Below are 23931 nucleotides of genomic sequence, written 5' to 3'. Positions count from 1 at the left end.
AGTGTCAGCAACCCGGCCAACTTGCCGGGGGGCAAGTTGGCCGGGTTGCTGACACTGGCCGCGATCGGAGACCTGTTTGGCGCGTCCATGACCCTGTATGTTCTGATGCCCGATGATCTGGATGTCGGGTTTCCGTTCTTTTTCACGATCTATATCGGCGCGATTGCAGTCGGTATTCTGAGCCATGCGCCCGGCGGGATCGGCGCGTTTGAGGCAACGCTGATCGCAGGATTGGGCGCCTCAGGTCGTTCTGACGTTATCGCCGCCCTGTTGCTGTATCGCGTGGTCTATACCTTCTTACCGTTCGCTATCGCTTCGTTGTCGATCGCCGTCGCGTCCGCGCTGACACACCGCCACCATATCAGCGGGGCGGCCACCTGGGTTTATCGCGTGATCCGTCCGATTGTCCCAATGGTGGCGGCCGGTGTTGCTGCTGTGGCCGGTGTGATCCTGCTCGTCTCGGGGGCTTTGCCTGCCAGCAGTCAGAGCCTGGGCGTGCTGCGCGATTTCTTGCCTTTGTCCTTTGTCGAGGCCTCGCATCTGGTGGGCAGCGCAGTTGGTGTTCTATTGCTGTTGGTGTCGCGTGGATTGTTCCGCAAGCTCTATCGCGCATGGATCGTTGCGATGCTGCTGATGGTCGCGGGGTTTGTGGCCTCGATCACCAAAGGGCTGCACACGCACGAAGCCATCGGCATGTTGTGCACCATTGCCTTGCTGGCCATGTTCCGGGGGGCGTTCTACCGTGTCAGCGGTGCGTCGATTTTCCGCCTGAACATCCCGTGGTTGGTCAGTGTGATCGCCCTGCTTCTGGTGATCTTCTGGATCGGGCTTTTTGCTTATTCGCATGTCGAATACCAGAACGCTCTGTGGTGGGACTTTGCCTGGAACGGCGATGCTTCGCGGTTTTTGCGGTCCAGTCTGGTCGTAGCGGTCATCCTCGGGGTGGTTGCCGTAAACTCACTGTTCGGGCGCGACGTGCCTGAACAGGTTCGGACTGAAATCCCAGCGGTCGTCGAACGATTGGCGCTGGAAAGCGAGGATACCGAGGCGCAGATTTCCCTGACCGGGGACAAGCAATTCCTGATTTCGCCGGGTGAGGACGCGTTTCTGGCCTATGCCGATACTGGCAACGCAGTGATCAGCAAGGGCGAACCGGTGGGCGACGAAACGGCGGGGCAGCAGCTTATCTGGCAGTTGCGCGAAATGGCGGATCGCGAGGGCAAACTGTGCGCTTTCTACAGTGTCTCGACGAAATACTTGCCGACCTTCCTAGATTTGGGCCTGTCCATCCTCAAGATCGGCGAGGTTGCACGTGTGCCGCTCAAGGATTTCTCGCTGGACGGCAAATCCCGCAAAAGGTTCCGTCAGGCCAAGAACAGGGCCGAGCGTGAAGGCTATGTGTTCGAGATCATTCCCAAGGAAAACCTGGCCCCAGTGCTGCCAGAACTGCGCAAGATCTCGGATGATTGGTTGCAGCATAAGGCTGGCGCGGAAAAAGGTTTCGCTTTGGGTGGGTTCGATGACGAATACCTGTCCTATTTCGACCATGCGGTACTGCGCAAAGAGGAAGGCGGGCAGATCATGGCCTTTGCCAACCTGTTTCAGGGTGGGCACAAATCCGAGCTGTCACTGGACCTGATGCGCTATGAGCCTGACAGTCCCAGCTTTGTCATGGACGCTCTGTTCGCCGAGATGATGAGCTGGGGGGCAGAGCAGGGATTCCACTGGTTCTCGCTGGGGGCCGCTCCGTTTTCAGGGATCGAGAACCGACAGTTGGCCTCGTTCTGGAACCGTGTTGGTGGGTTTGTCTATGAGCATGGCGAACAGTTCTATCACTTCGAAGGGCTTCGCTCGTTCAAGCAAAAGTTCGACCCGGAATGGAGCCCGAACTACCTGGCCAGTCCGGGTGGTTTGGCGGCACCCCGCATCCTGTACGAAGTGAACATCCTGATATCCGGCGGTCTGCGGGGGCTGACCAAATAAGCTTCAGTTCAGGCTGGCGCGGGTCGGGTCTTTTTCCAGAAGATCACCCCAATCGGTGCGATAGGCCATCTCGGCTAGAACGGTTTCGGGCAGGAATTCCTGGTTCTGCCGGATCTGCCAGCCGCCGCCCAAGCCCTTGTAGACGGCGACCAGGTTGCTGGAGACCTGCTGGCGCGCCTGAATCAGGTTGGCCTGCGACCGCAGCAAGGCGGTTTGAGTGTTCAGGATACGCGAATAGCTGGCGATGCCGTCCCGGTATTGGTCGATGGCGATCTCTGCGGCCTTGCGCGATGCGGCGACGCTGTTTTCGTAGAACCCGACCTGCTTGCGCGATTGGGCATAAGCCACCATCGCGCTTTCCACTTCGGAATAGGCCGTCAGAACAGTGTTTTGGTAGTTGGCAATCAGCGCCTGATAGGCGGCGTCCTGCGCGCGGACGTTGTTTTTTATCCGGCCATAGTTCAGCACATTCCAGACCACTCCGGCATTGGCCAATCCAGTGGTGCTGGACGATGAGAACAGGTCACGCCCACCGGAGGCCTGAAGGCCAATCGCGCCAGACAGGATGAATTGCGGATACAGATCGGCCAAAGCGATCCCGACCTGTGCCGATTGCGTGGCAGCGGCCAGTTCGGCCGCGCGTACGTCTGGACGACGACGCAACAGCTCGGCCGGGACGCCGACTGAGACATTGGTGCGTGCCGACGGAATGCGTCCGGAATTACCAAGCAGGCCAGTCATGCGCGATGGGGTGGTACCCAGCAATACCGCCAGCGCATTCTTGGCCTGCTGCAGATCGCTTTCGATCTCGGGCACCAGTGCCTTGGTGTTGTTCAGCAGCGCAGTGGATTCCTGCACGTCCAACTCGGTTGTGACGCCATTGTCGAAACGCAGCTGAGTCAGATCGGCGGACTCCTGTTGCAACTGGATATTCTCGCGCGCGACGGCCAGCGACTCCTGCAAAGCGCGGATGTTGACATAGAGCGCCGCGACGTCGCCGGTCAGAGTGACCAGAGCGTCGTCGTAATTCGCCACCTGCAGCGCCAGATTGGAGCGCGCGGCCTGGACGCCGCGGCGCTGTTGGCCCCAGACGTCCAGCTCCCACTGCGCATCGAACCCGACCTGCGAGGTCGAGAACTCGGTATCCAGCGGGATGATCCGGCGCACATCGGAAATCGGCCCAAGGTTATCGCTGATCTGGCGCCGCTCGATCGAGGCGCCTATGGCCTGCGACTGCGGATAAAGCTCACCGAACGCGATGCCCAGCTGCGCGCGCGCCTGCAACACTCGGGCACCTGCCACCTGCAGGTCCAGGTTCTGGGCATAGGCTTCGGCGATCAGCTTGTTGAGGGTTGGATCATTGAACGTCTCCCACCATTTGACCACGGGCGCACTGCGCGATGTCAGCCCGCTTTGACCCGCGCTGGGGCTGTTCACCTCGATCCACTGCTTCACGACCGGCGAGTTCGGGCGCACGAAATCCGGGCCAACGGGCGTACAGCCCACCAGCAAGGCGGCGCTTAGGGCCGTGCCCAGCAGTTGGCGATGAAGTTTGGCCCGGATCATGATTTGCGTCCTTAAATGTCCAATGGTCGAATGAAGTTGGCGAAAGAATACAGGCGTATGTTGATGCGTCGCAGGAACTCAAAGCTTTTGCCTTGCCCTGTGTAGATCGCCACAGCCGCGTGCCCACCAGCAGGGAACGTGTGGCCGTCGGGAATGTCCACCGAGATTTGCACCGCGATCCGGCCGGGCAGCTTCGGCAGCTCGAACCCGGGCAAGCGGCCCGAAGGCAGATACTGACCCTGACGCGTGGCCCACCAGATCGCTTCGACCTTGCCGGTCAGAATCTCACCAGGATAAAGATCCAGCGCGACCTCGACCGGTTGGCCGACCTCGACAAATTTCAGGTTCTGCTGCCGGTAAGTGGCGAGGATATAGGGGTTGTCCTTCGTCACAAAACTGGCAATCGCGCCCAAGCGAATGTCGCCTACGACCAGACCCGGACGCGCCTGCTGCGAGACAATCATGCCGTCCTCGGGGGCGTAAATCACCGTATTATCAAGGAAATACTGCGCCTTATCCAACTGCGCCTGCGCTTGAAGAATGCCGGTATTCACTCCGTCGATCTGGGAATCCAGAGCCAGTTGCGCCTTTTCCAAATTGGCTCCGGCCTCTTTGACCTGCGCCTGATCTTCGGTGACCTGTTCGTTCCAGCGATCCAGTTCGTCCTGACGCGCGCCGCCCGCAGGAACCAGATTTTCGTATCGCGCCTGTTGGGTCAGAGCATAGGCCAGCTGCGCGTTGGCGCGTTCGATCGCTTCGGATGCGGCGATGACGTCCTGTTCCAGAATCTTGGCGTTCTGCTCGGCCGCGACCAGCTGTGCGGTGGCTTCCGCGACCTCAAGCTTGAAGACGGTGTCATCGAACCGGTACAGCGGGTCACCCTTTTTGACCTCGGTGTTGGGTTCAACCAAAACTTCGGACAGAATGGTGGGTTCGGTCAGACGGGGGACGATCTGGATGGTGGACCGAACCACATGACTGTCGATGGAAAACGGCTGAAAGAACCGCAGGGCGACCAGAAAGATCAGCAGCAGATGCGCGCCAACCCAGAAGGACACGATACCCCACATGATGTTGAACTTCAGCCATTGCATCTTGAAGAAGATGAACCAGACAAAAATGATGTAGAACAGCGTAATGCCGAGGGCGACGAACATAGTCTGTGGTTTCCTTTGGCCTTAGCTTTTCTGCGTCTCGTCCGGGTCAAGCGGGTCGCGGTAATCCTCCGTCAACTCGCCGCCCAAGCGTTTGATTTCTTTGCGAACCGCCTCCCGTTCATCATCGGGCATGCGGCGGATATCGACGACAGTTCCATCGTGGAACGCCCAGATGAATGCATGGACCCAGGGCACGATTGCCAGGAAACCCATCCATCCCATTATTTTGATCGCTTCGGCATGCGGATGATTGCGCTTGATCGCGATGCGGCCCGGTAGCCCCATGATGAACAGAAACAACGCCATGACGGCGGCCAGTAGCAGAATCAATGCAACAAAAGTCAGATAGTCGTAATAGCCCAGTGGCTGCCCAAGTAACCCCATCTTCCTGCCTCCGATTGGGAAGGTTACCTTATCCTCAAATGTCGGTGGGCGGTTCGTCAATCTATTTGTGGCCAACTGTTGGTTGTGCCGTGACGAAAGCGGTGATTCCGGCGGTTGATCAGTTGCAGATCCGAAGGGCCGTGTTCCAGTCGCGGCAGCGGTCATTCAGGTCAGCAGCTACGGGATGGTCCGTGTAGAACGTGTCGATTTCAGCCAATGAGGTGATACGGGCAGGGGCGGCGCGTTGGAATTTTGAATGGTCGGCAACCAAAAAGGTGCGCCGGGTTTGGGCAAGTATGGTTTGGCTGACCAGAACTTCTTGAAAATCGAAATCCAGCAGGTCGCCATCCGTATCCAGGGCCGAGCATCCGATGACTGCATAGTCGAACTTGAACTGCCGTATCGTTGAGATCGTCAGATTACCCACAAGCCCACCGTCCGAGCGGCGCAGCACACCGCCCGCAACGACGATTTCGCAATCGGTGTTGTCCACCAGAATATTGGCGACGTTCATGTTGTTGGTGACCACCATCAGGTCTTTGTGCCCCAGCAATTGACGTGCGACAGCTTCGGTTGAAGTACCGATATTCATGAAAACTGACGCCCCGTCCGGGATGTCGCGGGCGCAGGCGGTTGCAATCCGCGCTTTGGCGTCCTCGTTAAGGGCCCGTCGATCCTCGTAGCCGATGTTCGAAACGCCCGACCGGATGACCGCACCGCCATGGACGCGATCAAGCTTTCCCATATCCGCCAATTCGGACAGGTCGCGGCGAATGGTCTGCACAGTCACCCCAAACTGGGAGGCCAAATCCTCGACCATGACGCGACCGTTCTGCTGGGCGATGTTGAGGATATCTGACTGACGAAAGGAGAGGGACATTGGGGGCTCCGAACAATGGCTGTGTTCGTTTTTGTTCTATTTTTGAGCTTTGGCAAGTGCTTATAGAGTATCCCGGCAATCCCTCGCGATTTCTGGATCAAATTTCGAAAAAAAACGAAAGCAAACATTGACGAAACGCACCAATGCCGGGTTAATGCCCGCGATATTTCCAGCACAGAGAATCATCCGGATATGGAACGGCACAGCGATACGGTCACGGACCTGTTCATCATTGGCGGTGGGATCAACGGGTGTGGCATCGCGCGCGATGCTGCCGGGCGCGGGTTGTCGGTGACACTGGCCGAAATGAACGATCTGGCTTCGGCGACGTCATCCGCCTCGACCAAGCTGTTTCATGGTGGGCTGAGGTATCTTGAGTATTTCGAATTCCGACTGGTACGCGAGGCATTGATCGAGCGTGAAACGCTGCTGCGCGCCATGCCGCATATCAGTTGGCCGATGCGCTTTGTGCTGCCGTACCACAAGGATATGCGGTTCGATTCCGAAACGCCGACGTCGCGGTTGCTTAGCACTGTAATGCCTTGGATGCACGGGCAGCGTCCGGCTTGGCTGATCCGTTTGGGACTGTTCATGTATGACCATCTCGGTGGGCGAAAGATCCTGCCGGGAACAAGCGCGCTGAGCCTGAGCCGCGAACCCGAAGGCGCGCCGCTGCAGGACAAGTTTCAGACGGCCTATGAGTATTCCGATTGCTGGATCGAAGATTCACGGCTGGTCGTCCTGAATGCCCGCGATGCCGAGGCACGAGGGGCCGAAATACTGGTGCAGACCGAGGTTCTGTCCGCCGAACGCGTCGATGACCTGTGGCAGGTCACCATCCGGGACCGCCAAAGCGATGAGACGCGCGTGGTGCAGGCCAGGATGCTGATCAACGCCGGTGGTCCCTGGGTTGGCGACATCATTCAGACGAAAATCCGGGTCAACTCTCGCGAGGGGGTGCGTCTTGTGCGCGGCAGTCATATCGTGACCCGAAAGCTTTACGACCACGACAAATGCTATTTCTTCCAGGGCGAAGATGGGCGCATCATATTCGCCATTCCATACGAGCGTGATTTCACCCTGATCGGCACGACAGATCAGGACCATCCGAACCCGGAAGAACCGCCAGTATGTACCGAGGCCGAGCAGGATTACCTGTGCGCCTTCGCCTCGAAGTACTTCGAAAACCCGATCACGCGCGATGATATCGTCTGGACGTATTCCGGCGTGCGCCCCCTGTACGATGACGGGGCCAGCAGCGCGACCGCGGCAACGCGGGATTACACGCTGAAGGTCGATGCGCAGGGTGGGGCGCCGGTATTGAACGTTTTTGGCGGCAAAATCACCACCTACCGGCGGCTGGCCGAAAGCGCGCTGGACAAGGTGGCGGAACACTTCCCCAATTTGCCTGGTCCATGGACTGCGGGCGTCGCTTTGCCCGGTGGGGATTTCCCGGTTGATGGGGTGCAGGATTTGGTTGAGGGGCTTTTGTCGGCCTATCCATTCCTTGATCGCGCCTGGGCCGAACGCTTGGTCCGTGCCTATGGGACCGAGGCCAAAACGATGCTGGGGGATGCAGGGACTGCAGCAGATTTGGGTGAAGACTTCGGTGCTACCCTGACCGCGCGGGAACTTGCATGGCTGATCGAAAAGGAGTTCGCCCGTACGGCCGAGGATGTTGTCTGGCGGCGGAACAAAATGGGCCTGCGGCTTAGCCAAGAGCAGATCGCCCACATTCAGGCCTGGATGGACACCAATAGCGCGCCTGTCGCGGCAACGGCCTGATCCATCCTGAAGGCCTGACGCAACGCCTGTGTGTGGGGTCCGCGCTGTGTCGTGTCTACTGGCCCCGACCTACCACTTGAACACGCGGCGCAAAACGCGAAGGTTGCCGCTGAACTTGTTGCCGCCAAGGTCACCGGCCAGCCTTTGCAAGACATCCGCGAACCCATAGCTGGGGATTGCATCCTGCACCGCTTTGACCTGAGCCTTGGTCAATCCTTTGCGAATTTTCCCTTCGGTGGCGTCGATCCAATCCGCTTTGCGGATGGCTTCGACGATGCGCTGGTTCGGCCCGCGATACGGAAACACTTTGTGGTGCCAATGAATGGCATCCTTTAGCAATTGAGGATCAAGACCCCAGCCGTGCTTTTCGTTGTCAGCCAGCGCGTGCGCCTCAGATGGTTCGAGATATGCAAGGTCGTGTTCGGTCCACAGGCCAATATCGTGGTAGACAAGCGCGGTTTCGACCATTGGGCGGGCCTCTTCATCGCCGTCCAGAAAGTGCATCGCAAAGGTGATCACGCGATAGACGTGGCCGCGATAGGCCAGATAGTCATCACCCAGCGCCTCGCGGTAGGGCTCAAACAGGCGTTCGACCCGGTCGCTATGATCAATAATTTTAACTTCATCGGTCATGTTTCTGGCTCTTTGCGTTTTGGTGGTCCCTTGTGTAAGCATGTGATTACATCGTGGTGAAGCTGTAAGTCAACAGGTGATTACTTGAGTGTCGAAGCAAAACAACAGATCGAGAGCAGTGCCAGAAAGCGCAATTCGGATGCGACAAAGGATTCAATTGTGGCTGCCGCCCGCGTCGAGTTCCAAAGAGCCGGGTACGAAAGCGCCAGTACACGAAAGATCGCCTCGGATGCGGGGTGCAATGTCGCCCTGATCAACCGCTATTTCGGATCAAAAATCGGTCTTTTCGAAACAGTGATGGAAGCGTGCATTGAACTGAGCCCGCTTGCCGGCCTGTCGCAGGATCAGATGGTCGCGGCCTTGGTTGACATCGCTTTGGGCAAAGTCGGGTCGCAAGGCGATTTTGATCCGGTGGTTGTCGCCATCAAGTCATCCGGGTCTGCCTCCGCGCGAGAGGTGGTTCGCGACAAACTGGGAAATCCAATGGTCGAAGAACTTGCATCGCTGATTGGCGGCGATGATGCGAAGCAAAAGGCCGGAGTAGTGCTGAGCATTATCTCAGGCATGTTCGTGGGACGCGTTTCCATCGGGGCCGATGCCTTGGCGGGGGACGAAAGTGAAATCATTCGACCGATGCTGACTGCAGCTCTGAAAGCAGTCCTTGCGACAGGGCGCGATTAGTATTTGAACCCTTCCAGAAAAAAGCCCCACCGATTTGGCGGGGCTTTTTCGATTATGCGGCTTCTTCGGTCGGGCCAGGGTCGTCCTTGGTGCCCTTGATCCATTCCCGCAGCCCTTGCAGCAAGGCGTACAAGACCGGCACCAGGATCACACCGACCAAGGTGGCCGCCAGCATCCCGCCGAACACGGCGACACCGATGGCCTTTTGGCTGGCAGCACCAGCACCGCTTGCGGCCAACAGTGGAACAACACCCAAAAGGAAGGACAGGGCAGTCATCATCACCGCGCGGAAACGCTGATACGCAGCCTCGGCCGCGGCATCCTTGACCGACAGGCCCTTGGCCCGTTGCTCCATCGCGAATTCCACGATCAGAATGCCGTTCTTGGACGCCAGGCCCACAAGCATGATCATCCCGATCTGCGTATACAGGTTGATGTCACTGCCCACGATGGCCACCGCGGCCACCGCTCCGAACAAGGCGACGATCACCGAGAGCAGGATCGATACCGGCAAGGTCCAGCTTTCGTATTGGCCCACGAGGAACAGATAACCGAACAGGATCGCAAGCCCCAGGATCACGATCACCAGCCCGCCGGACGCCAATTGCTGCTGCGCTGTCCCGGTCCATTCAAATGCATAGCCAGGGGGCAGGGCAGTCGTCGACTCCTCGGTCATCACCGAGATCGCGTCACCGGTGGACAGCCCTGGGGCCGGAACCGCCGTTACCGTCGCCGAACGGAACAGGTTGTGTCGTTTCAGCAAAACCGGGCCAAGCACGTTCTCGACGTCGATCAGAGTGCCCAGAGGCACCATCTCACCCTTGGTTGAACGGACATAAAGGTTCGAGATATCCTCGACATTGTCGCGGTACGAACCATCCGCCTGGATCATCACGCGATAGACCCGACCGAACAGGTTAAAGTCGTTCACGTAGTACGAACCCAGCTGCGCCTGCATGGTCTGGAACACCTCGGCCACGGACACCTGTAGCGTCTTGGCTTTTTCCCGGTCCAGATCGACGAATAGCTGCGGAACGTTGGCCCTGAAGGTGGTGTAGGCTTGGCCGATTTCAGGCCGCTGATTGGCCGAATACACAAAGGAACCGACCGCAGAGGCCAAATCCTGAGGCGAGCCGCCACCGGTTTGCTGAACTTCCATCTCAACACCGGCCGACATACCCAGACCCTGAATGGGCGGCGGGTTGAAGGCCACGATTGAGGCAGCGGATTCACCATTCGCGATGGCCAGAACCTTTGCGAGGATGGCGTTTGCGCTCAGGTCGTCTTCCTGCCGCAGGTCCCAGTTGTCGAGGTTAACGAAGATCGCAGCGCCGTTGGTGATCGTGCCGTTCAACAGCGAGAAACCGTTGATCAGAACGGTGCTGGATACGCCCGGGATCTGTTGAATCTGCTCGTCTACGCGAGCCGAAACAGCCTCGGTCCGTTCCAGAGTCGCCGCATCGGGCAACTGAATGTCCACAAACAGATAGCCGTTGTCCTCAAGCGGAAGAAACCCGCTGGAGGTGTTGGACATGATCGTACCGGTGCCCACTGCAAAGGCTGCAATCATTCCCAGCCCGACAATCGGCAGGATCAGAAGTTTGCGCACGATGGCGACGTAACCGCTGCGGATGGTGCCGATAAAGTTCTCGAACACGGCCAGCAACCCTTTGGGCGGGCCGGAACGTGCTTTCAGAACCAATCCACACAACGCAGGCGACAGAGTCAGTGCGTTGATGGACGAGATCACCACGGCGGTCGAGATCGTCACGGCAAACTGTGAATACAACCGCCCCGAGATGCCGGGCATGAAGGTCACGGGCACGAACACCGCCAGCAAAACCAGCGTGGTTGCAATCACCGGACCGGTGATCTGTCCCATGGCTTTGCGCGTCGCCTCGGCAGGTGGGAGCCCTTCGTCTGCGATGATCCGTTCGACGTTTTCCACCACAACGATGGCGTCATCCACCACGATCCCGATGGCCAGAACCAAGGCGAACAGTGAGATCGTGTTCAACGACATGCCAAACAGCAGCAGGAATGCGAATGTCCCGATTAGTGAGACCGGGATCGCAACCGCTGGAATGATCGTCGCGCGCCAGCTTCCAAGGAAGACGAACACGACCGAGATCACCAGAATGAATGTAAGGATCAGGGTCGAGACCACGTCATTCAGGGACTGTTCCACAAAGTCCGTTGTGTTGAAGGGGACAGAGTACTCTACGTCCGTCGGGAAAGTGCGCGACAAACGCTCAAGCTCGGCCTCGACACGCTCTGACACCGCCAGCGCGTTCGCGCCGGGGGCCTGATAGATACCGATGACGGTCGCGGGAACGCTGTCGAAATACCCCGACGCCGCGTAGTATTCCGCGCCCAGTTCGACCCGCGCAATGTCCTTGACTCGCACGATCGAGCCCGCATCACCGGTACGAATGACGATGTCGCCAAACTCGGCAGCGGATGTCAGCCGGCCTTTGGTTTTGATCGTGTACTGAAACGTCTGCCCCTCGGGTACCGGAGGCGCGCCGATGGAACCGGCCGACACTTCCACATTCTGTTCGCGGATGGCATTGATTACGTCACCCGGTGTGATGGACAGGGCCGCCATTTGGTCCGGGTCCATCCAGATCCGCATGGCATATTCCAGGTTGGTCAGAACGTCGGCTTTACCCACGCCCTGAACACGGGCCAGCGCGTCTTTCAGGTTGATCGAGGCATAGTTTGAGAGAAAAACACTGTCATATGTCTCGTTCGGCGAGGTCAGCGTGACCAGCAACAGCATATTGGTCGATGCTTTTTGCGTGACCACACCAGATGAGGTCACCTCGGCGGGCAGGGACGACATGGCCTGCGCCACGCGGTTCTGCACATTGACGGATGCGATGTCCGGGTCGGTGCCCACTTCGAACGTAATGTTCAGCGAATACGAGCCGTTATCGGATGAGGTGGACGTCATATAGATCATGTCGTCCACACCGTTGACCTGCGCCTCAATCGGGGCGGCGACGGTGTTTTCCACGGTTTCGGCGTTCGCGCCGGTATAGGTGGTCGTTACACTGACCACGGGTGGGGTAATGTCCGGAAACTGGGCGACAGGCAGGACCAGATAGCCAATGCCGCCCATGATCGTAAGGACAAGCGAAATAACAAGCGCCAGCTTTGGCCGGCTGATGAACAGGGCTGAGAACATCCGTTATTCTCCCGGCTGCTCGGATGCGACGACGGCATCCACCGCAACACCGGGGCGAACCCGCTGCAGGCCTTCGACGATCACGCTTTCACCTTCGCGCAGCCCGTCTGTGACGATGATCGCCGTGCCCTCGACGTCGCCCGTCGTGATGTAGCGCTGTTCAACCATCTGCTTGTCGTTGACCACCAGCACGAATTCACCGCGTTGATCACGCTGTAGCGCGGCTTGCGGGATCAACACCTGAAGCGTGGGTTCCAGGGCCTCGATCTGCACGCTCAGGAACTGACCGTCGATGATCAGGCGGTCTGCGTTGGGAAATTCAGCACGCACCGTGATCGCGCCTGTCAAAGGGTCAATACGGTTATCGACAAAAACGATCTCACCGGTTTCGTCCAATGCGGTACCATTGGGCAGAGTCAGATGGACATTCGGGCTCTTGTTGCTTTCGGCAAGCGACGCGGCGCTTTCGCCATATTGTTCAAGAACCGAGGTGAACTGCTTTTCATTCAACGAAAAATTTACATAGATCGGGGCTTCGCTGACCAGATTGACCAGAGGCGGATTTGTTGGCCCGACCACATCGCCGACACTCGTCTCAACCCTGCCAATGCGGCCAGCGAAGGGCGCGTGAATCTCGGTGTAGCTGAGGTCCAGTTCGGCTTGCTGGATCGCTGCGTGGGCAGCTTTTACTTCGGCCTCGGCAACCAGCTCATTCGCCCGCGCAATGTCACGTTCGGATTCCGGGGTTGCGTCACGTCTGTACAGCTCTTCTTTTCGGGCAAGATCGACTTTGGCCAATTCCAGATTGGCTTCGGCCCGATCCAGATCGGCCTTGCGGGATTCAAGCGTCGCTTCGTAAAGATCCGGCTCAATGGTAAACAGAAGATCGTCTTTTTCGACCAGCGCGCCGTCTTCTACATCCTGGGTCTCCAGAAACCCGTTAACACGCGCAACGATGTCAACTTTGTCGATCGCTTCGGCGCGCCCGATGAACACGGCCTCATCGGTGATCTCTTCGGTGTAGGCGGCTGCAATCGACACTTTGGGCGGTGGCGCGTCGCCTTGGTCCTGCGCAAGCGCAGCATAACTGACGCCAAGGCTGGCGAGCGCTGCAACGGCCAGTGCCGGACCTCTGTGTCGGAAAAAGGAGTTTTTGGTTGCAAGGGACATGGCAGGCGCCTCATTAAACTCAAGGATTTTGCGCCGAGGCCACCGTAATGGCCTGACGAGTCGTTTTAATTCTCATGCAGGATGGCCGTTTTGGCGGTATAGCTCAAGCTTCTTGAATGCGTCCTGTTGTGGCGGCAGGCGGAAATTTTCCGTCTTGCAGCATAACTTACACCAATATCTGTCGGCGTTTTTGGTGCGGTTCCGGGCATTTCCACAGTTGCACAAAAAAACGGAGGCCGCATAGCCTCCGTCCTTCATCCAGGTTGGATCGGTTGATCAGTCGCGGGTTCCGGCAAACCGGGTCTGCCAGTCTTCGCGCTGATCGTCGGTAATCTTCGCGAACAACACATCCGGCACCGAGAATTCGTGACCTGCGGGCAGAGCCTCGAGCGCGGCTGAGACATCCTCGGGCCAGCTCGTGTCCAGTGTGTTCATTGCGCTCAGCATCTTGGCTGTAGTCTCTGGGATGAATGGCGCGCTGAGCACAGCATAAAGACGGATCAGGTTCAGGCCCAACCGCACTTGCGCGGCGGCTTGCTCGGGGTCTTCTTTGAAGATCGACCAAGGTGCCGCAGCCTGAAGGTACTCGTTGCCCGCAACCCAAATCGCCCGCAATTCCTGCGCGGATTTGCGCACGTCCATCGCGTCCATATGACCTTCATAGGCGCGGACGCGTTTGGTCAGTTCCTGGATCAGCGCTTGCTCACGCTCACCATAGGTGCCGCCTTCAGGGACGGCCTCGCCGAATTTCGAGCGGCAGAACTTGGTGATCCGGCTGACAAAGTTGCCCAGAACGTCGGCGAGGTCTTTGTTCACCGATTGCTGGAAGTTTTCCCAGGTAAACTCACTGTCGCTGCTTTCGGGCGCGTGGCTCAGCAGCCACCAGCGCCAGTAATCGGCAGGCAGGATTTCCAGTGCCTGATCCATGAACACGCCGCGGCCCTGGCTGGTCGAGAACTGACCTCCGTCATAGTTCAGATAGTTGAACGATTTCAGGTGGTCGACCATCTTCCACGGCTCGCCCGAGCCCAGAATGGTGGCCGGGAAGCTGAGCGTGTGGAAGGGCACGTTGTCCTTGCCCATAAACTGAACATAGCGTACGTCATCCGCGCCTTTGTCGGTGCGCCACCAGCGCTCCCAATCGGCATCTGTCTTGCCGTTGGCATCCGCCCATTCCTTGGCGCAGGCGATGTATTCGATCGGCGCGTCGAACCAGACATAGAAGACCTTGCCCTCCATCCCCGGCCAGTCCTGATCGCCTTTCTTGACGGGAACGCCCCAATCCAGATCACGGGTGATGCCGCGATCCTGCAGACCGTCACCGTCATGCAGCCACTTCTTGGCGATCGAGGTCGTCAGGATGGGCCAGTCGGTCTTGCTGTCGATCCAGGCGTCCAGCTGGTCCTTCATTGCGGATTGCCGCAGATACAGGTGCTTGGTTTCGCGCACTTCCAGATCGGTTGAGCCGGAGATGGCTGAACGTGGGTTGATCAGATCGGTCGGGTCCAGCTGCTTGGTACAGTTTTCGCATTGGTCACCGCGTGCACGTTCATACCCGCAATTGGGGCAGGTGCCTTCGATATAGCGATCAGGCAGAAAACGGCCGTCAGCGTTGGAATAGACCTGCTTTTCACTTACCTCGCGGATCAGGCCCGCGTCATCCAACTTGCCCGCAAAATGCTGGGTCAGACGCTTGTTCTGCTCGCTGGACGAGCGGCCAAAGTGATCGAAGCTGAGGCCAAAGCGCTTGGCGATATCGGCCTGAACCGCGTACATATCAGCGCAGTATTCGGCCACAGGCTTGCCTGCCTTCGCCGCCGCCAGTTCTGCCGGGGTGCCGTGTTCATCCGTGGCGCACAGGAACATGACCTCATTCCCCCGGCCACGCTGATAACGTGCGTACAGGTCGGCAGGCAATTGCGAGCCGATCAGGTTGCCGAGGTGCTTGATCCCGTTGATGTAGGGGATCGCCGAGGTGATGAGAATCCGAGCCATGTTCCGTTTCCGCGTGTCTGTCTGCGCGCCCGTCTACCTTATGTGACCGGCCAGCAAAACCCCGGCTTTCGTCAGGACGGCATTTTAGGCGCGGCAAAAGGAAGAAATCGCGCTTCCCGCTGATTTGGAATTGCAGGGCCAGAGGGCAACCACGATGCCCTTAGGTTGTATATAGGAATCACAACTACTTGAATTTTCGAAATGACTACCCATCTATTTAGTATACCAAAGTATACAATAACAGGGGCAACTGATTGATGTTTGACTTTCTCCTCGAGGGTGCATTTGCACCCTTTACCTTGGCACTTGCGTTGCTGTTCGGCCTGCTTGGGCTGGAACTGATCGCGCTGGTCCTTGGTGGAAGCCTGATGGCGGGCGAGGGCGACGTCGATCTGGATGTTGTTGACGCCCCGGACCTGGACCTTGCCGATTTCGATCTGGATATCGACGCAGATGTCGACCTGAGCGACTTTGACCTGGCCCAGGTCGAGGCGGACGCCCCGGGTGCAGAACCTGCTGGCCCTCTAGCCTGGTTGGGTATCGGCAAGGTGCCGTTCATGATCTGGCTGGTTGTTCTGCTGGCAGGCTTTGGTCTGTCAGGTATGGGCCTGCAACTGGCACTGCGCGATCTGTTGGGCTTTGACCTGCCAAGTTGGATCGCTGCACTGCCGGCTGGCGCCTTTGGCCTTTGGTTTGCCCGCGGCTTTGGTGGCGTCTTTGCTCGCCTGTTGCCCAAGACCGAGACCGAGGCGATGTCGGAACGTTTGCTCGCCCGTCGCCGCGGCGTGATCACCCAAGGCACAGCCACGCGCGGACGCCCCGCCGAGGTGCGCGTCATGGATCGGTTCGGCAACACCCACTACCTGCGCGCTGAGCCGTTGCAGGACAAGGACTCGCTGGAACAGGGCACCGATGTGCTGGTGCTGCGCGACCGACGACGCGACCGGTTCGTTCTGGTCGGTATGTCTGAATAACCAAAATTTCTAACCCCATCACGGAGGATATTGCATGGAACTTCCATTCCTGGCCGTCACAGTTGTGACCATTTTAGCGGTACTTTTGTTCATAGGCCTTGTGCTTGGCCGTCTATATAAACGCGCGACCCGAGAGGTCAGCCTGGTGAAGACCGGTGCGGGCGGAAAGAAAGTCATCATGGATGGCGGCGTCATCATCGTGCCGCTGCTGCATGAGGTGAGCCCCGTCAACATGAAGACCCTGCGCCTTGAGGTGCAGCGCAGCGGTGAGGCTGCCCTCATCACGAAGGACCGGATGCGTGTCGATGTGGGCGTCGAATTCTACGTCTCGGTCATGGCGACTGAAGAGGGCATTGCCCGTGCCGCGCAAACGCTGGGTGACCGGACCTTCGACGTCGAGCAATTGCGCGAGATGATCGAAGGCAAGCTGATCGATGGTCTGCGGGCTGTGGCTGCTCAGATGACCATGGACGGTCTGCACGAAAACCGCGCCGACTTTGTGCAAGAGGTGCAGAATGCGGTGTCCGAGGACCTGCTGAAAAACGGTCTGTCACTGGAATCTGTCTCGCTGACGGCGCTGGACCAGACCCCGTTTGAAGCTCTGGACGAAAACAACGCCTTTAACGCCGTTGGTATGCGTAAACTGGCTGAGGTAATTGCAGTGTCCAAAAAGGAACGCGCGCAGATCGATGCCGAGGCAGAGGTAGAAGTGCGCCGTGCCGCGATGGAAGCTGAACGTCAGAAGCTGCTGATCGAACAGGACGAGGCCAAGGCGCGGATTGAGCAGGCCGAGAAGGTCGAAACGATGAAAGTTGCGCAAGAGGCCGAGATCGCTGCCCGGACCGAAGACTCGGTACGCGAGACGCAGCGCGCTCGGATCGCGCGTGAAGAGGCCATTCGCGCCGCCGAGATCGAACGCGAGCGCAAGATCCGCGACGCCGAAATCGCCAAAGAGCGTGAGATCGAAGTGGCCGAACAGGAGCGTCAGATCATCATCGCGCAGAAATCCGAAGAGGAAAGCCGCGCCCGTGCGTCCGCCGATCTGGCCCGAGCCGAGGCGACCAAGGCGACTGAGGCCGTCGCAACCGCGCAGAAAGTGGCCGAGGCTGAGCGTATCAAGCAGATCGCCCTGATCGAAGCCACCCGTGAAGCGGAACGTCAGGCCACTGCAATCCGTTTGGCCGCACAGGCCGATAAAGAGGCCGCCGCCGACCGTGCCGAGGCACGTCGTGAAGAGGCGCAGGCCGAGGCTGACGCGCTCAATATCCGGGCCGAGGCCAAGAAAAACGACATGTTGGCCGAAGCGGAAGGTAAGCGTGCGATTGTCGAGGCAGACAATGCTCTGTCGGTGGAACAGATCCGCATGAAGGTTGATCTGGCACGGATCGAGACCATGCCGTCGATCATCTCGGAAATGGTGAAACCTGCCGAAAAGATCGACTCGATCAAGATCCATCAGGTTGGCGGTATCGGCGGTGCCAATGGCAGCACTGCGACCAACAGCGACAAACCGGTGGTCAATCAGGCGCTGGACTCGATCATGGGGATGGCCGTGCAGATGCCTGCGCTCAAGAAGCTGGGCGAAGAGCTTGGCCTGTCGATGGAGAATGGTGTCGGCGGTGTCGTTAACGGCGCATTGGATTCCACTTTGGAACCGACTGTCGGGGCACTGGAAGAGGCGGAGCTTGTCGAGGACGAGACGCCAAGTCAGCAATAAAGACATGGGCCGGGAATTTCCCGGCCCTTTTCTATTGCTCCTCGCGCGACCGCTTTAGCAAACGACCGATGGTGAACGACGTGCGCGGGGCGTAGACATAGTTTGTCCTCTCTTCGGGCGTGGGGCGTGACCGCATCCGGGCAAGGCCAAAGACGATCAGGAACACATGGCCTATTGCGACAAAGGCAAATAGAGCACCAGGGCCGAACTGCTGAATCAGGGTCGATGAAATGTAGGGCGAGGCAATCGCCCCGAGCGCGAACCAGAACATCAGTGCGGCAGACAATTCGACCCGTTCTTCGGTCGTGGCAAAGTCATTCGCATGGGCCGATGATACCGAGAAAATGGGGAAGGTCGTCAGGCCAAAGATCACGGCGGCAAGCATCACACCCAGAGTCCCGGTGCCGCTGGCGGCCATCGTCACGCCACAGCTGATCACCGCGGCGCCGGATAGCCAGATCAACACCCAGCGTCGGTCATATTTGTCAGCCAGCCATCCGACCGGGTATTGCGCCAACGCGCCGCCCAAAACGAACGAGGCCAGGAAGAAAGCGATTTGGTCGACGTCCAACCCGACTTCCTGACCGTAAACTGGCCCCACCATCCGGAATGATGCGGAACTCAGTGCCGCTACGATCACGCCAGCAACGGCGAGGGGTGAGCTGCGCCAGGCCAGCTTGGGTTTCAGGCGCGGGGCATCTGGCGTCTTGGGCTGGCTTGCCGTCGTCAGCGTCAGCGGCAACAAAGACGCGCAGCACAAGATTGCCAGCAAGTTGTACGACACGTAGGACGCAGGCGGCAGAACCGCGATAATCAGCTGTGCGCACAGCGAGGCACCCATATCAGCGATGCGGTAAGTGCCCATTGCGCGTCCGCGCGTTTCATTAGTGACTTTGGCGTTCAGCCAGGCCTCGATCACCGTGTAAGCGCCTGCGACGCACGTTCCGGATGCGACACGAAGTACGGCCCAGATATAGGGGTTTTCGGTCAGGGTGTGCCCGATCAGGCCCATCGCCCCCAGAGCGGTGCAGACCGCAAAGGCGCGCGAGTGACCGACGCTGCCCATCAGCCGGGGTGCCCACCAGCATCCTACGAAAAAGCCCACGAAATGCGCCGAGCCCAGCAGACCGATCTGTTCCGTGGTAAATTCGAGCGTGATGCCCGAAATAGCATCCAATGGACCAACGCCGCCCGTTGAGAGCTGCAGCAGAATAACGGAAAGAAAGAGGGCGGCAAAAGAAATGATCGTGCGCATAGTGGGGCCAGCATTACCCTATCCGCCAGCGCTGCGCGTGCTTATTCGACCTTTGCGCGTCGTTTTTTGCCCTCGGGCAGTCAGGTGTTGCGCATCAGTTCCGCGCGGATGTTCAACGAGACCGTATCTGCGACCAGATCGGGATAGCCGGAAGCGCCATATTCGTGCCTGTCCAGTGCGCCGGACAGAAGGATCGACAGAGTGCTCAGGTCATCCGCCTCTGTGCCGGGTTTGCGGTACAAGTTGGCCTGCAGCGTGACCGGGCGTGTGACCCCGCGCAAGGTCAGGTCTCCGGTAATGGTCGCGCCTTCCGAGATACGGCCGGTCGGGCCCAGCTGTATTCGGGTGGATTGAAAGGTGATGGCGGGGAACTGCTGCGCGTTCAGGACGCTTTCGCTCAGCATAGGGCCGCGGGCAAAGGGCAGCCGTGTGCGTGCAGCGGCCACGTTCATCGCGACAGAGACCTGGCTGTCTTGCAACTGCTCGGTGTCGATCTGGATGTTTGCGGATTGGATTGGCATCGTCCCGGATTGTGGGATTCCAGACAGCACAAAGGAAAAGCCAACTGAGGTTCCGGCCAGTGACAGGGTGTACGGAACCAGTGCGGCCCGGGCTTTGGGGGCCAGGGGCAGGGCAGCAAGCCCAGCGATCAAAGAGCGTCTTGTCAACGTGCGCATACCGAAACGCTAGGGCGCACCCTGTGCTTTGGCCAGTCACAACTGGTGTGAAGAGCGTATGATCACAAGGGTGTGTCCTCTGTAGTGATCTGCTGCAGGTGCAGGCCGGCGCGCGGTTTGGTCTGGGTGGCGTGCCAGCTGACCGGGGGCAGGGCACGGGCGCGGCGGCGGGTCAGGGTCCAGCGGCGGGCCTCTTCCCGGTGATCGGCGGCCATGTGCCAGCGCGTCTCGACCCCTTGCGCACCGCCGTCGCCGGGTGTGAGCAGCAACCCCAGCGGAGCCCGCCCCATCGCGCCGCCCTGTTCAGCGGCCAGATGCATCCGTCGTATCGGCGTCAGCCCCGGCGCGCCCGGCAGATCACCGATGATCAGCGGGATGGCCCCGCTGCGCAACGCCTCTTCGATGCACCACAGCAGGTCCTCGGACCGGGTCGGGCGCACAAAGATAAAGCGAGCGGGATCGGCAAAGGCCATCATCCCATCGGGGTTCAGCTGGCCGGGTTCCCACGCGGGCGAAATCCATAGCACCGGTCCCTGCGCCTGACCTGCCAGCCACATGGCAAAGCTGCGCCGGGCTGGCCCGCAGGCCTCGTGCACGCGGGCCAGTTGCAGTCGGATCTGCGGATGAAGGTCAATCCCCGGCACCTCACGCGCGGGTTTGCGGCCAATAAGATGTGTAGACATGCTTTCAAGGTAGCATGTTCTTATTTTGTTCTCAATTGTGAAAAGCAGTGCTGGCGCCTTAACGCGACAGCAGCAGGCGGCCATTGGCGAACTGGATATTCGAAAAACGGTGCAGGTAATCCATACCCAGCAGGGACTTGTTCAACTCACCCTCGTTCACCCAGGCCGAGATATTGCGGTCCGTGATCGGCCCTAGGCTCAGCGTATCCAGGCTCACCGGCGCGGTTCGAACCTGACCATTGGCCGTGTTGGCCCGGCCGAAATAGTTCAGCTGATCGGGGTCGATGCCTATACGCTCGGCGTCTTGCGAGCTGAGGACAATCTGGCTTGCGCCGGTGTCGACCAGAAAGGTGATCGGTTGGCCGTTTACCTCTATCGGCAGATAGTAATGCCCGTCATGCGCGCGCGGCACTTCGATGGTCTGGCCGGTCACCGTCATTTGCGGGGCAGGGGAGACGGTTGTACGAATGTCTTCCCACAGGCCCACCACGGCAATCACGCCGATAAAGATAAAGACCCACGCCATGGCCTGCTGCATCGTTTTGCCCAGCGATTGTCGGTTCTGCGAGATGAACCACGCGACGACCGCCGCGCCCAGCAGTCCCAAATACGCAATCCGTGCAATATTGTCGCCGTCCATGCCGTAACCCCAAACAGATTTCCTAAACTGTATATGGGGATTTACGACGCGAATCCAAAGGCCTTTAGGCCGTCCAAAATGAATTGCACCGACAGCGCCGCCAGCAGCATGCCCAGCAGTCGCGTCAGCACATTCAGTCCGGTTTTGCCCAGAATTCGCGCGATCATCCCGCCAGCCAGAAAGAAAACGAAGACGACGGCCATAACCGCCAGCATGACGGCGCAGGCGGCGGCGATGCCTTGAATGCCCGGATTTTGGCCCGCCAGCAGGATGATCGTTGCAATCGATCCCGGCCCCGCGATCAAAGGAATGGCCAATGGAAAGACCGAAGGGTCGGGATGCTCTTCTTCCTCAGCGCGATCCTCGCGGCGTTTGGTGCGACGGTCGAACAGCATGTCCAAGGCCGTCAGAAACAGCAGCGCCCCACCGGCTACGCGGAACGCCTCCATTGAAATGCCGACAAAGCCCAGAACAGCCTCACCAAAAGCGGCAAAGGCAACCAGAATGCACACCGCGGTCAGGCAACTGCGGATCGCGGTTTTCCGACGGGTCGCCGGATCCATATCTTGGGTCAGAGCGACGAAGATCGGCGTGGTGCCAAACGGATCGATCACGACGAACATCGTGGTAAACGCTGTTACGAAGAAAGCCAGTTCGATCATGCTGCTCTCTCGGCTTGTTCCAATCGTTCGGCGGCTGCGACCCATAGCGCCTCGGCTTTTTGCATCGCTTCGACCACCTCGGCAAACTTGCGGTTCCAGGCTTCCAGATCGTTGATCTTGTCATCCTCGTACAGTGCGGGATCGGCCAGTTTGGCAGACAGCTTGTCGTGCATGTCGGTCAGTTTCTCGATCCGGTCCTCGCATTTGCGCAAATCCGCACGCAGGGCCAGCATCGCCTCGCGCGAGGGGCGCTTGGGCTTGGCCGCCTGCGGTTTTTCTTTCACCGGCTTGTCGCGCGACAACAGCATGGCGCGATAGGATTCCAAGTCGCCCTCAAAAGGTTTCACGGTGCTATCCGAGACCAGCCATAGCCGGTCTGCCACCAGCGACAGCAAGTGCATGTCGTGGCTGACCAGAACCACTGCACCGGAATAGGCGGTCAGCGCTTCAACCAGCGCCTCGCGGCTTTCGATGTCCAGGTGGTTGGTCGGCTCATCAAGGATCAGCATATGCGGCGCGTCGATGGTGGCGATGAGCAGCGACAGGCGCGCTTTTTGTCCCCCAGACAAGCGACCGACCAGCGTTTCCGCCTGATCCGCGTTCAGCCCGAACCCGGCCAGACGCGCGCGCCATTTGCCCGGAGCCTCATCGGGGCGCAGGCGGCGCATATGGTCAAAGGGCGTTTCATCCACATAGAGCTCATCCACCTGATGCTGCGCAAAATAGCCGATCCGCAGCTTGTTGCTGCGCGTCATCTTGCCCGCCATCAAGGGCAGGCGGTCCGACAGCAGTTTGGACAGGGTCGATTTGCCCTGACCGTTCTTACCTAGCAGCGCGATCCGGTCATCCTGATCGATCCGCAGGTTGAGGCGACGCAGCACTTCGGTTTCACCGTAACCCGTGACGCCGCCTTCCAGATTGATGATCGGAGGAGATAGCTCTTCGGGTTCCGGGAAGCTGAAGGCGCGCAGGGCGGCTTCTTGCGGGGTCGAGACCAGTTGGATGCGCTCGATCATCTTGAGGCGAGATTGCGCCTGCACGGCTTTGGACGCTTTTGCACGAAACCGGTCCACAAAACTTTGCAGGTGGGCGATGCGGGCCTTGGCCTTGGCGTTTTCCGATTCCGCCTGCGCCAACCGTTCGGCACGGCGTTCTGCGAACTTGTCGTAAGGCACCGCGTAATAGGTCAGCTTGCGGTCTTCCAGATGCAGGATCGAGCCCACTGCGCGATTCAGCAGCCCTCTATCGTGGCTGATGATGATGACCGTATGCGGATATTTGGCCAGATAGCTCTCCAGCCACAGCGCACCTTCGAGATCCAGGTAGTTGGTCGGCTCATCCAGCAGCAACAGATCAGGCTGCGAAAACAGCACGGCGGCCAAAGCGACACGCATCCGCCAGCCGCCCGAGAAATCCGAGCAGGGGCGCAGCTGGTCGTCATCGTCAAATCCCAGCCCTTTGAGGATCGAGGCCGCGCGAGCCTCGGCCGACCAGGCGTCGATATCGGCCAGACGGGTCTGGATCTCGGCAATGCGGGCCGGATCGGTGGCGGTGTCCGCCTCGGCCATCAGCGCGCTGCGTTCGGTGTCCGCGGCCAGCACGGTGTTGATCAGCGAGACATCGGACGAGGGCACCTCTTGCGCCACCCCGCCAATACGGGCGCGTTTGGGGATCGATATGTTTCCCGATTCCAGCGCCAGTTCGCCCCGGATCAGTCGGAACAGAGTGGTTTTTCCCGTACCGTTCCTTCCCACAAGGCCGACCTTGTGACCATCGGGAATTGTCGCACTGGCCCCATCGAACAGCGGGCGGCCTTCAACGGCATAAGTTATGTCTTCGATCCGTAGCATGACGCGCTCTTAGCAGAGCCTTTATGCCGCCGCCAGCGGCTTGGCATGT

The 23931-nt window shown here is 59.1% G+C and carries 19 protein-coding genes; 5 read left to right on the top strand and 14 right to left on the bottom strand.

Annotation, left to right across the window (positions count from 1 at the left end):
* The coding region (gene mprF, locus J7416_RS05890; RefSeq protein WP_209223781.1) for a bifunctional lysylphosphatidylglycerol flippase/synthetase MprF at nt 1-1983 on the top strand (1983 nt) is incomplete at its 5' end.
* Nucleotides 1984-1986: 3 nt separating this feature from the next.
* Here the strand turns inward: mprF and J7416_RS05885 are convergent.
* From J7416_RS05885 to J7416_RS05870, 4 genes are all read right to left on the bottom strand, one after another.
* Entirely contained in the window at nt 1987-3549 is a 1563-nt protein-coding gene (locus J7416_RS05885; RefSeq protein WP_209223780.1) for an efflux transporter outer membrane subunit, read from the bottom strand.
* 11 nt (nt 3550-3560) lie between these two features.
* Nucleotides 3561-4706, bottom strand: coding sequence for an HlyD family secretion protein (locus tag J7416_RS05880; RefSeq protein WP_209223779.1), 1146 nt, complete (start codon nt 4704-4706; stop codon nt 3561-3563).
* Nucleotides 4707-4727: 21 nt separating this feature from the next.
* Entirely contained in the window at nt 4728-5090 is a 363-nt protein-coding gene (locus J7416_RS05875; RefSeq protein WP_209223778.1) for a DUF3302 domain-containing protein, read from the bottom strand.
* A 118-nt stretch (nt 5091-5208) separates the two neighbouring features.
* Nucleotides 5209-5970, bottom strand: a complete 762-nt coding sequence (locus tag J7416_RS05870) for a DeoR/GlpR family DNA-binding transcription regulator (protein ID WP_209223777.1) — start codon at nt 5968-5970, stop codon at nt 5209-5211.
* Between the two features lie 192 nt (nt 5971-6162).
* Here J7416_RS05870 and glpD point away from each other — a divergent pair, with 192 nt between their 5' ends.
* Complete coding sequence (glpD, locus tag J7416_RS05865; protein ID WP_209223776.1) at nt 6163-7755, top strand: glycerol-3-phosphate dehydrogenase; 1593 nt, start codon at nt 6163-6165, stop codon at nt 7753-7755.
* 69 nt (nt 7756-7824) lie between these two features.
* Here glpD and J7416_RS05860 read toward each other — a convergent pair whose 3' ends face one another.
* A complete protein-coding gene (locus tag J7416_RS05860; protein ID WP_209223775.1) occupies nt 7825-8388 on the bottom strand; it encodes a hypothetical protein in 564 nt (187 codons plus the stop codon).
* 159 nt (nt 8389-8547) lie between these two features.
* Here J7416_RS05860 and J7416_RS05855 point away from each other — a divergent pair, with 159 nt between their 5' ends.
* The gene (locus tag J7416_RS05855) at nt 8548-9069 is read left to right on the top strand and encodes a TetR/AcrR family transcriptional regulator (protein ID WP_209223774.1); all 522 of its coding nucleotides are present in this window, start codon (nt 8548-8550) and stop codon (nt 9067-9069) included.
* 52 nt (nt 9070-9121) lie between these two features.
* On the opposite strand, the gene J7416_RS05850 is transcribed toward J7416_RS05855, so the two are convergent.
* From J7416_RS05850 to metG, 3 genes are all read right to left on the bottom strand, one after another.
* Nucleotides 9122-12259: a multidrug efflux RND transporter permease subunit gene (locus J7416_RS05850; RefSeq protein WP_209223773.1), complete on the bottom strand. Its 3138-nt coding sequence runs from the start codon at nt 12257-12259 to the stop codon at nt 9122-9124.
* A 3-nt stretch (nt 12260-12262) separates the two neighbouring features.
* Nucleotides 12263-13429, bottom strand: coding sequence for an efflux RND transporter periplasmic adaptor subunit (locus J7416_RS05845; protein ID WP_209223772.1), 1167 nt, complete (start codon nt 13427-13429; stop codon nt 12263-12265).
* A 276-nt stretch (nt 13430-13705) separates the two neighbouring features.
* Nucleotides 13706-15424, bottom strand: a complete 1719-nt coding sequence (gene metG / locus J7416_RS05840; RefSeq protein ID WP_209223771.1) for a methionine--tRNA ligase — start codon at nt 15422-15424, stop codon at nt 13706-13708.
* 257 nt (nt 15425-15681) lie between these two features.
* Between metG and J7416_RS05835 the strand changes: the two genes are divergently transcribed.
* Both J7416_RS05835 and J7416_RS05830 read left to right on the top strand, forming a co-directional pair.
* On the top strand, nt 15682-16398 hold the full coding sequence (locus J7416_RS05835; RefSeq protein WP_209223770.1) for an OB-fold-containig protein: 717 nt from the start codon (nt 15682-15684) through the stop codon (nt 16396-16398).
* A 34-nt stretch (nt 16399-16432) separates the two neighbouring features.
* Nucleotides 16433-18115, top strand: coding sequence for a flotillin domain-containing protein (locus J7416_RS05830; RefSeq protein WP_209223769.1), 1683 nt, complete (start codon nt 16433-16435; stop codon nt 18113-18115).
* A 31-nt stretch (nt 18116-18146) separates the two neighbouring features.
* Here J7416_RS05830 and J7416_RS05825 read toward each other — a convergent pair whose 3' ends face one another.
* The 6 genes from J7416_RS05825 to J7416_RS05800 form a co-directional block, all read right to left on the bottom strand.
* Complete coding sequence (locus J7416_RS05825; protein WP_209223768.1) at nt 18147-19370, bottom strand: MFS transporter; 1224 nt, start codon at nt 19368-19370, stop codon at nt 18147-18149.
* A gap of 80 nt (nt 19371-19450) precedes the next feature.
* Nucleotides 19451-20047 carry a YceI family protein gene (locus J7416_RS05820; RefSeq protein WP_209223767.1) on the bottom strand — a complete coding sequence of 199 codons (597 nt, stop codon included), beginning with the start codon at nt 20045-20047 and terminating at the stop codon, nt 19451-19453.
* A 62-nt stretch (nt 20048-20109) separates the two neighbouring features.
* Nucleotides 20110-20730, bottom strand: coding sequence for a hypothetical protein (locus J7416_RS05815; RefSeq protein ID WP_209223766.1), 621 nt, complete (start codon nt 20728-20730; stop codon nt 20110-20112).
* Between the two features lie 58 nt (nt 20731-20788).
* Nucleotides 20789-21370 carry a TIGR02281 family clan AA aspartic protease gene (locus J7416_RS05810; protein WP_209223765.1) on the bottom strand — a complete coding sequence of 194 codons (582 nt, stop codon included), beginning with the start codon at nt 21368-21370 and terminating at the stop codon, nt 20789-20791.
* A gap of 41 nt (nt 21371-21411) precedes the next feature.
* Entirely contained in the window at nt 21412-22032 is a 621-nt protein-coding gene (locus J7416_RS05805; RefSeq protein WP_209223764.1) for a MarC family protein, read from the bottom strand.
* Nucleotides 22029-23882, bottom strand: coding sequence for an ABC-F family ATP-binding cassette domain-containing protein (locus tag J7416_RS05800; RefSeq protein ID WP_209223763.1), 1854 nt, complete (start codon nt 23880-23882; stop codon nt 22029-22031). The genes J7416_RS05805 and J7416_RS05800 overlap by 4 nt, the downstream gene beginning before the upstream one ends.
* Between the last annotated feature and the right edge of the window lie 49 nt (nt 23883-23931).

The sequence above is a fragment of the Ruegeria sp. R14_0 genome (genome assembly GCF_017743975.1).
Taxonomy (GTDB): Bacteria; Pseudomonadota; Alphaproteobacteria; order Rhodobacterales; family Rhodobacteraceae; genus Ruegeria.
Note: the sequence above shows the minus strand (reverse complement) of the source record. Positions and strands in the feature narration are given on the sequence as shown.

What these genes read in the sequence shown, in the direction of transcription:
- J7416_RS05885 (WP_209223780.1), bottom strand. Translation starts at nt 3,549, where the DNA reads ATGATCCGGGCCAAACTTCATCGCCAACTGCTGGGCACGGCCCTAAGC.
- J7416_RS05880 (WP_209223779.1), bottom strand. Translation starts at nt 4,706, where the DNA reads ATGTTCGTCGCCCTCGGCATTACGCTGTTCTACATCATTTTTGTCTGG.
- J7416_RS05875 (WP_209223778.1), bottom strand. Translation starts at nt 5,090, where the DNA reads ATGGGGTTACTTGGGCAGCCACTGGGCTATTACGACTATCTGACTTTT.
- J7416_RS05870 (WP_209223777.1), bottom strand. Translation starts at nt 5,970, where the DNA reads ATGTCCCTCTCCTTTCGTCAGTCAGATATCCTCAACATCGCCCAGCAG.
- glpD (WP_209223776.1), top strand. Translation starts at nt 6,163, where the DNA reads ATGGAACGGCACAGCGATACGGTCACGGACCTGTTCATCATTGGCGGT.
- J7416_RS05860 (WP_209223775.1), bottom strand. Translation starts at nt 8,388, where the DNA reads ATGACCGATGAAGTTAAAATTATTGATCATAGCGACCGGGTCGAACGC.
- J7416_RS05850 (WP_209223773.1), bottom strand. Translation starts at nt 12,259, where the DNA reads ATGTTCTCAGCCCTGTTCATCAGCCGGCCAAAGCTGGCGCTTGTTATT.
- J7416_RS05845 (WP_209223772.1), bottom strand. Translation starts at nt 13,429, where the DNA reads ATGTCCCTTGCAACCAAAAACTCCTTTTTCCGACACAGAGGTCCGGCA.
- metG (WP_209223771.1), bottom strand. Translation starts at nt 15,424, where the DNA reads ATGGCTCGGATTCTCATCACCTCGGCGATCCCCTACATCAACGGGATC.
- J7416_RS05835 (WP_209223770.1), top strand. Translation starts at nt 15,682, where the DNA reads ATGTTTGACTTTCTCCTCGAGGGTGCATTTGCACCCTTTACCTTGGCA.
- J7416_RS05830 (WP_209223769.1), top strand. Translation starts at nt 16,433, where the DNA reads ATGGAACTTCCATTCCTGGCCGTCACAGTTGTGACCATTTTAGCGGTA.
- J7416_RS05825 (WP_209223768.1), bottom strand. Translation starts at nt 19,370, where the DNA reads ATGCGCACGATCATTTCTTTTGCCGCCCTCTTTCTTTCCGTTATTCTG.
- J7416_RS05820 (WP_209223767.1), bottom strand. Translation starts at nt 20,047, where the DNA reads ATGCGCACGTTGACAAGACGCTCTTTGATCGCTGGGCTTGCTGCCCTG.
- J7416_RS05815 (WP_209223766.1), bottom strand. Translation starts at nt 20,730, where the DNA reads ATGTCTACACATCTTATTGGCCGCAAACCCGCGCGTGAGGTGCCGGGG.
- J7416_RS05810 (WP_209223765.1), bottom strand. Translation starts at nt 21,370, where the DNA reads ATGGACGGCGACAATATTGCACGGATTGCGTATTTGGGACTGCTGGGC.
- J7416_RS05805 (WP_209223764.1), bottom strand. Translation starts at nt 22,032, where the DNA reads ATGATCGAACTGGCTTTCTTCGTAACAGCGTTTACCACGATGTTCGTC.
- J7416_RS05800 (WP_209223763.1), bottom strand. Translation starts at nt 23,882, where the DNA reads ATGCTACGGATCGAAGACATAACTTATGCCGTTGAAGGCCGCCCGCTG.